This window comes from Micromonospora marina, from assembly GCF_900091565.1.
Taxonomy (GTDB): Bacteria; Actinomycetota; Actinomycetes; order Mycobacteriales; family Micromonosporaceae; genus Micromonospora; species Micromonospora marina.
Genome location: NZ_FMCV01000033.1, coordinates 24,799 through 35,785, shown reverse-complemented (window position 1 = coordinate 35,785; position 10,987 = coordinate 24,799). Strand labels below are relative to the sequence as shown.

The window sequence follows — 10,987 nt, the reverse complement described above, 5'->3', positions numbered from 1 at the left end:
CACATCCTGCTCTGCTGGCTGGCCCTGCTGCTCATCCGCGTCGCCGAGACCGAGACCGGCCGCACCTGGACCGCGATCCGCACCGAGATCGACCGGCTGCACCTCGGCGTGTTCACCGGCCCCGCCGGCACGTTCACCCAGCGCACCGAGCTGTCCCAACCCCAGAAGGCCCTGCTCACGAAACTGCGGATCACCGAACCGCCCCGCATCTTCGACGCCACACCCGCAACCACCTGACCTGCAACAACACAGCCGCCTAGTGACACGCCCCGTCACCGGGCCTACCCCTGTCTGCCCAGCTCACAGCCCAGATCCGCCGCCTATATCGACGCCGAGCTGCGGAACGCAGGGACAGCGGCGTCGAAGTCGTCGACCTGCCCACGGCCACCCTGCGGCAGGGCGGCGGGTCCGTCGGGGGTGATTCCCTGCCGGTCGGGTGTGCCGCCATGGGCGCGAGCGCCGTGCTGCCGGCGGCCGGCGCGGGCGTCGTTCTCCCACACGTCCCGGGCGGCGGCGCGCATGGCCTCGGGAATAGCGCTGCCGGCTTGCCGGTGTCGTTCGTAGGCGGCTATCAGGTCGGGGCGGAACTGGCGTAGTCGTTGCTCGGCGAACTCCGCTGCCCGCCGGGCGACCGGGTCGGCGCTGGCGTGGATCGTCGCGGTCCGCCAGACGGCGGCGGCCTCGGCGAAGGTGGCCTTGTTGAGCAGCCAGTCGCCGTCGAGTGACGATGCCATCCGATCGCGGTCCACGCGTACCTTGGCTGCCAATCGGTCGGCTTCGCGACGGGCTGCCGCGGCGGCCTGGTCGCGGTGGGCTTGGCGTTCGCGGTCGGCGGCCTTGTTCTGGATGCCGACGGCGGCCCAGCGGGCGCCGGCCTCGCCGACGGTTGCCATCGTGGCCAGCCCCTGCAAGAACTGCTGGCGGGTCTCGGCCATCGGGTCCTCGTGTTGCTGCGGGTGCGGCACGTGCACCTCCCTTGCCTGCTCAGCGGCCACGTCCAGCGCGTCGGCCGCCTCCCACTGTCGGTTCGGAGGCGGGCACGGCAGTGAGCGGCAGCGTTACCGCCGGTTGCCGGCCACCCGCTACCAGCCGCAACGCATCGGCCGCGGCTCGCGCCGCCTCGGCCTGGTGCAGGCGCTGCTGTGCCGTGCGCAGCTGCTCGACGGTGTCGGCGAGGCGGGCCAGGTCCGTCACCAGCGCGAGCGCAGCCATGGCGTCGTCGTCGCCGGAGATGCGGCCCATCAGCGCTACCAGCCGCGACATAGCGCGCATCTCCTGGCCGCGGCCGGTGGGCCGACGGACCCGCCCGTACAGGTCCCGGGCCGCCCGGTCAAAGACCTCAGGGGCCCGGTGTAGCGGCCCGCGCCGGTCACCCTCCATCGCGTACGCCAAGCTGGTGAGCAGATCCGCCGCGGCGACCGCGGTGGCCTGCACCCGGCCCGGTTCGGTACGGGCAGCGCGGCGGATGTCGTCGGCGGCCGCGGTGGCGACCTTGGCGGCCTGGCGCATTGCCTCGACACGTTCGCTGCGGCCGACCGATGGTGCCGCCGGCTGCGGGGGTGGGGTGCCCCAGCGAAGCCGCAGCTTGGGCAGGGTCATGTCGGGCGCCAGCCGGCCGCCACCGAAGTACACCGGTTGTCCGCCGGCGGTCCGGGCGCCGGGAAGCGCCACCGCGTACCCGGTGATCTGCTGGGCGTTGGTGCTGCTGCGTCGGAGGCGGACCAGCACCCCTGCCTCCCGGAGCAGGGTGAAGAACTCCTCCTCCGAACCGGCTGCGGCCACCGCCCTGCGTACGCGCCGGCGCAGCTCGTCGCGGGGTGTCTGGGCGCGGCCGGTGCGGCGGGCCTTGCTGACCTCCACCGGGTGGGGACGGCGGTGGGCGGTCCGGTCCGCCGGCGGGATCCGGCGGTGCAGGTTGTAGCGGCGGGCGACGTGGTAGGTGGCCTTGACGCAGCGCGGGTAGTCGTTGCGCATCCAGTTGGTACGCCCGTCCTCGCGCACCAGCGTGGCAACGATGTGCACGTGGTCATCGGCATGCCGCATGGCGATCCACCGCAGGCCCGGATCAGCGGCGGTGGTGGCGACACCGACCTCAGTGAGCATCTGCACCGCCATGCCTGCCCACGTCGAGTCACTGATGGTGCGGTGCCGGTCCTCGGGCGCCAGCCGCATGCTGGCGTGCCAGACGAACTTGTTCGGCGGCCGGTAGCCCGCCCGGACCGGTTGCTCGAGTAGCGCAGTCAGCGCCCGGATGTCCCGCTTGCCGCGGGCGGTGACGTTCGGCTCCAGATCCGCCAGCGACCCCGCGCCGTCCCAGGCGGCCACCAGGTGGGGGTTGGCGTGCTCCTCCGCCTTACCCGGGCCCCACAGGTAGCGCAGCAGTCCGCCGACCCGCGAACCGCGTCGGTGCACGCGGGTGATCACCGCAGTCTCCGATGGACCAGGGAGATCACCTCGTCGAGCCGAGCCACCGCTGCGGCACAAAGGCGGACGGCGTCGGTGGTCCACTCCGGCAGCTGGCCGATGGCGTTAAGGGCCGCAGCGGCCTGGTTGACGTTGTTGCCAAACATCACCACGGCCCGGCGGGCGGCGAACAGCTCATGCTGCAGGCCTCGCAGGTCACCGATCGCGTCGCTGGCAGCCTGGCCGGCGGTCGCGGCGGCGACGGCCGCCTTGGCTGCGTATCCCGTGGCGGTCAGGTCCGCAGCTGCGGCTGCCGCGTCGATCGCAGCCTTTTCCTCGTCCGACAGTCGGAGCAGCATCGCGTGCGGGCGGGCCGGTCGATGGTGGGCACGGTGCCGGGCCTTGCGGGGTGGGGCGGGCTGATCGTTGTCCATCGCCGCCACTGTGTGCCCTGGGCGCTGCCGGCAAGTGAGCGTCCAGGGCTACCAACGCCGGCTTGTCGGCGTACAAGGTCTCGCCACGTATGCCTGGGTGAGGTCCGTCCGTGTACCCACCGACGACGCTCGGGTATAGACCAGCTCGGGGCGCGGTCTGACGTCCTGGTCCGGGAAGGCCAAGCTGGCGCCTGCCCGACCTGCTGGCGTCGTTGCGGTCGCCGGCGGGCGCTGCGGTAGCCATTCGAGAGCAAGCCGACCCGCACCGCAGCCGCGCAGCGGCGAGGAGCGGAAGCGGCGCGGTAGCAGGGGTTATCCTGCGGCCTGCGCGCCTGTGCCGTCCATCAGGCCTGGGCGTAGGCGTGGGCCGGAGACTGGTCCCGTTCGTCCGCACCTACCTGGCCGCATGCAACCGGACGCCCAAGCGGGGCCGGCGCTGCGGGCGCGGAGCTGCCTCCATTGCCGATCTGCGACCGCGCCCGGTCGCAGATCGATAAGCAATGGCCATATCTTGCTCTCGGCAGAGCAATGGTTAGTCTCGAAGGCGCTCGCCACGACTAGGAACGGCGGAACGGCGTGACGGACCACTTGCAGGTGCCGGTTTGGACCCTGGCGACGGACCCCGAGAAGGTTTCGCGGGCAGCTGAGCTTCCTGTGGACCACAAGGGGATGACCCCGGAGCGGCTTGCCGGGCTGCGACAGGCGCTCGCCGCGTTTCTCGAAACGCCGCTGGTCACGGTGGAGGCGTATCCGCTCCCCGCAGAGGCCGACCTCCGAGGCGGAAGACTCCTCGACGCCGCTTCGCCTCTTGCCGTGCAGCTCCGGAACCTGTTGAAGGTGCCGGCGAACGCTTCCTCAGGGGCGGCCAGCGCCACCAAGTCGACCGAGACGCTGTACCGCATGGTGGTGCCGAAGTCGGTGGCAGCACAGCTCGGCGAAGGTCTAGTTCGGCCCATGCCTGCCAAGGGCATCGACAGCGGGATCCATAGTGCCATCCTGGGAAAGTCGGGAATCGTGAAGCAGGCTACCTTCGTCCCAGTGACAGCCGACGCGTCACGACCAGGCGTTACCGGGGCGATGAGCGGCACCGCAAAGGCGGCGACCGGCGCCGGCATGGTCACCGCCGCAGCAGCGTTCGTTCTGCTCGCCGTCGCCACCGCTGCGAGCGTGTATGCCGAGGAGCAACGCCGCAAGGCCATGGAGAGAGTCACCGAGCTTCTCGAGGATCTGACCGCCGGTGACCTCGACGCCGAGCGCGATCGCCTCAACGCGGCGACGGCCGCCGTCGAGAGAACTGCCGCGCTCCTGCTCGACAAGGGTGAGGCCGGGCATTCCCTTGGCCTGGACGCCGCGGTGCACACCGTCGACACTGCCATCGCCGCAGCCACCCGTAGGGCCAGCACATGGCGGGCGAAACTCGCTGCGTTCTCTTCTGATGGTGTAGAGATCGCTGACCTCATCAAGGCATTCCCCGGCATCGACCAGCCCAACGGCACCTTCCGCATCCAGCTCCGGCTCGCCTCGCTCGCGATCGCCACGAAACGACGTGTCGCAGTTCTTCAAGCTGTGGAGCACGCGCAGAAGTCTCCGGAGCTGAACTTCCGTCGCTTCACGACGATGCTGCAGGACGAGCAGCGAAGCGTGGACGAGCTACAGGACGAGATGCACGCACTCCTGGCCGGACTGGCGGAACTCCGGCTCCGCGCTCCTTCCAAGAGCTTCACGGACCGCCTTCTCACGCAAGGTGAGGTGAACAACCTGCTTGGCTGGCCGGGCCGCCTGCGCCAACTTGCGGCTGAGGAGTCCGTCGCCGTTTCGGAGCTTCCCGATGTCGAGATCGGACTCGTCGAGCGGGAGAACGGGAAGGTGCTGGTCCTGCCCGCAAGGGCGTTGCCGCGCGACCACGTCGCCTGAGGTCTCCCCGCACTGCGGTCCTGACGACGACACACGGCGAAATGGACCGGACGAACAGCTGACCGCCAGAATCGCTGATGGGGTGCTGTGACGGGAGGCCAACGCTTGCGGCATATGGCCCGATGCCGCTTCATCGTCCGCGGGTTGCCACCATGTCACGGCTGAGTTGGCCGAGTGGAGCGACAAGATGCTGGCGTCAGTCCTTGCTGCTCCTGTCAACGAGAGCCCACGAAGCCCGGCGACTACCGCTACTCGAGGTCGAGCAGCTTGAGGATTGCTGGGACCGGCACGAGGTACCGGCGCCCCACGCGCAGAACCCGCACCGGGAACTGGCCCGCCTTGGCCAACGCGTAGGCCTTTGTCCGCCCGATGCCCAAGACTGATCCCGCAGTCTCCACATCGGTAGTGGTTCCAAGCGCTCGCACGGCCTCCATGGTCCACACGTCCCTGCTGCCGGCCGGCTCCGCTCCACGTCCTACGGCGGTGGTAGTCGACATCGCCTTCTCCCTCCCCTGCCGTCATCGGCCCACCAGGTGCCTCCCGGTGTTGGGTAGGACCATGCGGTCCGGTAGTTGCCGGTCCGCTGCCAACCAGCAGCAGGCACGGCATCCAGAGAGAAGGCCCGCAGCGCGGCACTACAGCTCGCCGTGAAGCTCAGTTGGCTGACGGTGACCAGGTCGCAGCGTCTCCGAGCACCGCCTCCATCAGCTCCGCTGCCCGACGCTCGCTCTCCGGCAACACGTGGGTGTAGACCTCCCGCGTGGTCCGACTGTCGGCGTGACCGAGCCGCCGCTGCATCACGTGCTCGGGAACGCCAGCGTCAGCACCGGTGGTAGCGGAGGTGTGCCGCGCATCGTGCAGGGCGATCACCGGAACGCTGGCGTCAACGCACGCCTTCGCCCACTGGTCGGTGAAGTACTTCGGGTAGTACGGCTCCCCGTCCTCTCGGCAGAACAGGTAACCGCCGTCGTGGTAGAGGACGCCGGCGTCGGCCTTCTCCACCGCCTGGCGCGTCTGGTGGGCGAGCAGCTCCGCTACCAGGGCCGGTCCGAGCGCCACCGCCCGCTTGCTCTTGCCCTTGGGCGCCTTCTCCACCACCCCGTTGCTGGTCGTGGTGCGTTGCCAGTGCAGCAGCAGAACACCCCGGTCGAGGTCGACCCGCGGCCATTTCAGACCGGCCAGTTCCCCTCGCCTGGTGCCGACGACGATTGCCAGCACCCACGCGGCACGCAGCCGGTGGTCGGCGTGGTGCTTCAGGAACTTCGCCGACTGCGCCGGCGTCCAGACGCCCTTACGCCCCATCGTCTCCCGCTCGGCCTGCCGGGGTTGCCGTACACCGTCGACGTTGACCCCAAGGTCACCCAGTGCCTTCATCAGGATCCGGTGGACGATGCGGACGGTGGTCGGCGACAGCGGCGTACCGTTCTTGCCGCCACTCTTCAGCAGCTTCTTGTAGAGGTCGTGGATGACCCGCTTGTCGAGTGCATAGAGCTGCCGGCCGCCGATGTGCGGCACCACGTAGCAACGAATGACGTCCCGGTAGTTGCTGAGCGTTGTCTCCTGGACGTCCAACTCGCGCTCGTTGAGCCAGCTCTCCAACTCCGCGGCGACGCTGCCGTCCGCGCCGAGATCCGCTCCGCCGTACGCGGCGCGCGCTTCGTCCTCCGCCTTCAACGCTGCGGCCTGGTTGGGGAATCCCTGCCGCTTGTGCTGACGGCGGCGCCCGTTGGTGTCGGGCGGAAGGTCGATGATGAAGAACCAGCGGGCTTGGCCGTTGGCGAGGCGGTAGCTGTAGACAGCCATGCGGCTGCACCTCCGCAGTAACGGGATCGAGGGATGCAGCCCACGTTAAGCGATCTCCGTTACCGCCAGCGTTACCGCAAGATCACACATGATCTTCTATATCCGCTGGTGAATACCAGTCGGGACGGCCGGATTCGAACCGACGACCCCTTGACCCCCAGTCAAGTGCGCTACCAAGCTGCGCCACGTCCCGATGCCCCCGCCAGGTCTCCCCCGCGGCAGCCGATACAGCTTAGCGCAGGATCTTCGCACCGTGCGCAGAGGCCCCTCCCGCGCCGCGCGCCACATCCCCTAGAGCGTCCTAGGAGGGTGGCGTGCGGCAGGGAGCGGGTCAGCCGTGGGCCTTGCCCCGGCCGCCGGGGCCCAGCTTCTTGCGCGGGCGTACCGAGATCTCGATCGGGCTGCCCTCGAAGCCGAACTCCTCGCGGAGCTTGCGCTCGACGAAGCGCTGGTAGCCGGCGTCCAGCGGGCCGGTGGTGAACAGCACGAAGCGCGGCGGTGCCGCCCCGGCCTGGGTGGCGAACAGGATGCGCGGCGCGCGTCCGCCGCGTACCGGGTGCGGGGTGGCCTGGACCAGCGCGGTGAGCCACTGGTTGAGCTGCGCGGTGGGGATGCGCGTCTCCCAGCTGGCCAGGGCCTTGCGCAGCGCGGGCGCTAGCTTGTCGACGGCGCGGCCGGTCTTCGCGGACAGGTTCAGCCGGATCGCCCAGGGGATGCGCCGCAGCTCCCGGTCGATCTCCTTGTCCAGGTAGTAGCGGCGGTCGCCGTCGACCAGGTCCCACTTGTTGAACGCGATGACCAGCGCCCGGCCGGACTCGACGACCATGGTGAGGATCCGCTGGTCCTGCTCGCTGATCACCTCGCTGGAGTCGATCAGCACCACGGCGACCTCGGCCGCCTCGATCGCCGAGGCGGTACGGAGGCTGGCGTAGTACTCGGTGCCGCTGGCCTTGCCGACCCGCTTGCGCAGACCGGCGGTGTCGACCAGTTGCCACGTCTCGCCGCCGATCTCGACCAGGCTGTCGACCGGGTCCACAGTGGTGCCCGCGACCGAGTCGACCACCGCCCGTTCCTCGCCGGAGAAGCGGTTGAGCAGGCTGGACTTGCCCACGTTGGGGCGGCCCACGAGCGCCACCCGGCGCGGGCCGCGCGGCCGGTTCTCCACGATCTTCGGCGCCTCGGGCAGCGCGTCCAGGATCGCGTCGAGCAGGTCGCCGGAGCCGCGGCCGTGCAGCGCCGAGACCGGGAACGGCTCACCGAGGCCGAGCGACCACAGCGAGGTCGCCTCCATCTCGATGGTGGTGTTGTCGGCCTTGTTGGCGACCAGGATCACCGGCTTGGCGCTGCGGCGCAGCATCTTCACCGCGGCCTCGTCCACGTCGGTCGAGCCGACCATGGCATCCACCACGAACAGCACCACGTCGGCGGTGACCACCGCCGTCTCGGCCTGCGCGGCGATGGCCGCGGCCCGGTCCTTGGCGTCGGGCTCCCAGCCGCCGGTGTCCACCACTGTGAACGCCCGGCCGTTCCACTGCGCGTCGTAGGGCACCCGGTCCCGGGTCACGCCGGGAATGTCCTCCACGACCGCCTGCCGGCGGCCGATAATGCGGTTGACGAGCGTGGACTTGCCGACATTGGGACGGCCTACCACTGCTACGACTGGCTGTGGGCCGGTCGGCTCACCGGAGTCGGCCTCCGGCTCACGCAACTCCACCCAGCCTCCGAAATCCTCGCTCACGCGGCACCGCCCTTCGTTCGCGACTGCGGGGCCCGCACAACCCGCTCGCTCCTCGCGCTCACGCGGCACCGCCCCTCGTTCGCGACTGCGGGGCTCGCACAACCCGCTCACTCCTCGCGCTCACGCGGCACCGCCCTTCGTTCGCGACTGCGGGGCTCGCACAACCCGCTCACTCCTCGCGCTCACGCGACACCCCGCTCGGTGAGCATCTCGCGCAGCCGGGCCACTACCTCGTCGATGCCCAGCTCGGTGGTGTCCAGCACGATCGCGTCGGGGGCCTGCTGGAGCGGGTTGACCTTGCGGGTCGAGTCGAGCCGGTCCCGGCGGGACAGGTCGGCGGCGGTCGCCGCGACATCGGCGGCGTCCTCGGCGCTGCGCCGCTGCGCGCGCGCCGCCTCGGAGGCGGTCAGGTAGACCTTCAGGTCCGCGTCGGGCGCGACCACCGAGCCGATGTCCCGGCCTTCGACCACGATCCGGCCCGCGTCGGCGATCACCCGCCGCTGCCGGTCGACGAGCAGTTCGCGTACGGCGGCGACGGCGGCGACCGCGGACACCGCTCCGGTCACCTCGGCGCCGCGGATGGCGGTGGACACGTCGGTGCCGTCGACTGTCACGGCGTACCCCTGGGGGTCGGTGCCGATGCGCAGGTCGGCCTCGGCGGCGACCTTCGCGACCGACTCGGCGTCGGTGAGTTCCACGCCGGAGCGCAGGACCGCCCAGGTCAGCGCCCGGTACATGGCGCCGGTGTCGAGGTAGCGGGCGCCGAGGCCGGTCGCCAGTCGCCGCGACACGGTGGACTTCCCCGAACCGGACGGCCCGTCCACAGCGACCACGCATCGCCCGGCCCGTACGTTTTCCTCCACCGTTGTCCTCCTCAGCCCGTACCTCGCGGGTCGCCCTTTTTGTCAGGCGCCGTTGAGCGGATGGTTCTGTCGTCAATCATGCCCGCGCCGCGCGGGCGTCCCGCCGGCCGGCGTGTGCCGGCCGCGGACCGCGTCGAAGCCTACCGGGAGCCGTACCCGGATCGGCGGGTCAGTCACCCACCGCCTTGAACAGGGCGGCGACCTCCGCGTTGGTGAGCCGCCGCAGCCGCCCGGTGCGCAGGTCGCCGAGCTTGATCGGACCGATCGAGGTACGGACCAGACGGGACACCGGGTGTCCCACCTCGGCCATCAGGCGCCGGACGATGTGTTTGCGCCCCTCGTGCAGGGTCAGTTCCACCTGGGCGGTCTTGCCGAGTGTGTCGACCAGCTTGAACCCGTCGACCTTCACCGGCCCGTCCTCCAGCTCGACGCCGGTGGTCAGCCGCTTGGCGAGGTTGCGCGGGATCGGCCCGGCCACCTCGGCGAGGTAGGTCTTGAGAACCTCGTACGACGGGTGCATGAGCTTGTGGGCGAGGGTGCCGTCGTTTGTGAGCAGGAGCAGACCCTCGCTGTCGGCGTCCAGCCGCCCGACGTGGTAGACCCGCTGCTCCAGCCGCGCGCCGATGAAGTCGGCGAGTTCGGTGCGGCCCTTCTCGTCGGCCATGGTGGTGACCACGCCGCGCGGCTTGTTCATCGCCACGTAGACCAGGCGGACGTCGGCCTGGAGCCGTTCGCCGTCGACGACGATCACGTCGCGGGCCGGGTCGGCCTTGTCGCCGAGCTGCGCCACCCGCCCGTTCACTGTGACCCGGCGCCGGAAGATCAGGTCTTCGCAGGCGCGCCGGGAACCCACCCCCGCGGCGGCGAGCACCTTCTGGAGGCGCTCGGCGCCCTCGTACACGGGGGCGTCGGGCTTCGGGGCACGGTCATCGCGTCGCATCGGCAAGCTCTTCTACGTCGTCGGGGAGGAACGGGGCGAGCGGCGGCAGGTCGTCCACCGAGTTGAGCCCCAGCTTCTCCAGGAACATGGTGGTGGTCCGGTAGAGGTAGGCCCCGCTGTCCGCTTCGGTGCCGCACTCCTCGACCAGGCCGCGACCCACCAGGGTACGGAGCACCCCGTCGCAGTTGACACCCCGGATGGCCGAGATGCGGGAACGGGTCACCGGCTGCCGGTAGGCGACCACGGCGAGCGTCTCCAGCGCGGCCTGGGTCAGTCGTACGGACTGCCCGTCCAGCACGAACCGTTCCACGTACGTCGCGTATTCCGGCCGCGTGTAGAGACGCCAGCCACCCGCGGCCCGGCGCAGTTCGAATCCGTGTCCGGCGGCGGTGTATCCGGCGGCGATCTCGTCGAGCATCGCGCCGACCCGTTCCGGGGCCTGTTCGAGGACCTCGGCCAGGACCAGTTCGCTGACCGGCTGGTCGACCACGAGCAGGATCGCCTCCAGGGCGCCGCGCAGCTCCGCGTGGTCGAGGACGGGCGCGGGCGCCGGTTCCGGCACCGCCCGCCGCCGTCCCCGCCCAGGGGGTACGCCGCCCGTTGCCGCTTCCCCGCTCCCCTGATCCGCCGGGTTCCGCCCGGACGTGCCGACGTCCGACCCGCTCTCTCCCGAGATCTTGGTGGGGTCCCACCCCTCGGGGGGCGCCCCCGTACCAAGATCCGGCCCGGTTGTGGCGATCTTGGAAGGGATCGGCCCCGCCGGGTCCGGCTGCTCGGCGGTGGCGCCGGAGTCGTCCGGGGCGGGCGTGCGCGGGGCGGGACGCTCCCATGGGGGCACCCAGGCGGCGGCCTGGTCGGCCAGGGAGTCGCGGCGTTCCTGGTCGCTCATCCG

At 70.7% G+C, this 10,987-nt stretch carries 9 protein-coding genes, 1 tRNA gene and 1 pseudogene; 2 read left to right on the top strand and 9 right to left on the bottom strand.

The genetic code is table 11. The annotated features are described in order from the left end of the window. A pseudogene (locus GA0070215_RS26440) lies at window positions 1-237 on the top strand (IS1634 family transposase); the annotation flags it as partial. 83 nt (window positions 238-320) lie between these two features. Here the strand turns inward: GA0070215_RS26440 and GA0070215_RS26435 are convergent. From GA0070215_RS26435 to GA0070215_RS26425, 3 genes are read right to left on the bottom strand one after another with little or no spacing between them, the layout of a single operon-like run. Continuing rightward, entirely contained in the window at window positions 321-995 is a 675-nt protein-coding gene (locus GA0070215_RS26435; protein ID WP_141708255.1) for a hypothetical protein, read from the bottom strand. Next, a complete protein-coding gene (locus GA0070215_RS26430) occupies window positions 985-2,424 on the bottom strand; it encodes a relaxase (protein ID WP_091051193.1) in 1,440 nt (479 codons plus the stop codon). Before GA0070215_RS26430 ends, GA0070215_RS26435 begins: the two co-directional genes overlap by 11 nt. Beyond that, window positions 2,421-2,837: a hypothetical protein gene (locus tag GA0070215_RS26425; protein WP_141708254.1), complete on the bottom strand. Its 417-nt coding sequence runs from the start codon at window positions 2,835-2,837 to the stop codon at window positions 2,421-2,423. Before GA0070215_RS26425 ends, GA0070215_RS26430 begins: the two co-directional genes overlap by 4 nt. Window positions 2,838-3,413: 576 nt before the next feature. Here GA0070215_RS26425 and GA0070215_RS26420 point away from each other — a divergent pair. Further along, window positions 3,414-4,751: a hypothetical protein gene (locus GA0070215_RS26420; protein ID WP_091051187.1), complete on the top strand. Its 1,338-nt coding sequence runs from the start codon at window positions 3,414-3,416 to the stop codon at window positions 4,749-4,751. Between the two features lie 654 nt (window positions 4,752-5,405). Here the strand turns inward: GA0070215_RS26420 and GA0070215_RS26410 are convergent. The 6 genes from GA0070215_RS26410 to scpB all read right to left on the bottom strand — a co-directional run bounded on the left by GA0070215_RS26410 (window position 5,406) and on the right by scpB (window position 10,984). Continuing rightward, the gene (locus GA0070215_RS26410; protein WP_091051183.1) at window positions 5,406-6,554 is read right to left on the bottom strand and encodes a site-specific integrase; all 1,149 of its coding nucleotides are present in this window, start codon (window positions 6,552-6,554) and stop codon (window positions 5,406-5,408) included. Window positions 6,555-6,673: 119 nt separating this feature from the next. Continuing rightward, window positions 6,674-6,747, bottom strand: a tRNA-Pro gene (locus GA0070215_RS26405). A 138-nt stretch (window positions 6,748-6,885) separates the two neighbouring features. Then, window positions 6,886-8,292 (bottom strand): ribosome biogenesis GTPase Der, encoded by a 1,407-nt coding sequence (gene der, locus GA0070215_RS26400; RefSeq protein ID WP_026268692.1) that lies wholly within the window; start codon window positions 8,290-8,292, stop codon window positions 6,886-6,888. A gap of 182 nt (window positions 8,293-8,474) precedes the next feature. Continuing rightward, entirely contained in the window at window positions 8,475-9,155 is a 681-nt protein-coding gene (gene cmk, locus GA0070215_RS26395) for a (d)CMP kinase (protein ID WP_026268693.1), read from the bottom strand. 169 nt (window positions 9,156-9,324) lie between these two features. Further along, the gene (locus GA0070215_RS26390) at window positions 9,325-10,095 is read right to left on the bottom strand and encodes a pseudouridine synthase (RefSeq protein ID WP_026268694.1); all 771 of its coding nucleotides are present in this window, start codon (window positions 10,093-10,095) and stop codon (window positions 9,325-9,327) included. Continuing rightward, on the bottom strand, window positions 10,082-10,984 hold the full coding sequence (gene scpB / locus GA0070215_RS26385; RefSeq protein ID WP_091051180.1) for an SMC-Scp complex subunit ScpB: 903 nt from the start codon (window positions 10,982-10,984) through the stop codon (window positions 10,082-10,084). Before scpB ends, GA0070215_RS26390 begins: the two co-directional genes overlap by 14 nt. Between the last annotated feature and the right edge of the window lie 3 nt (window positions 10,985-10,987).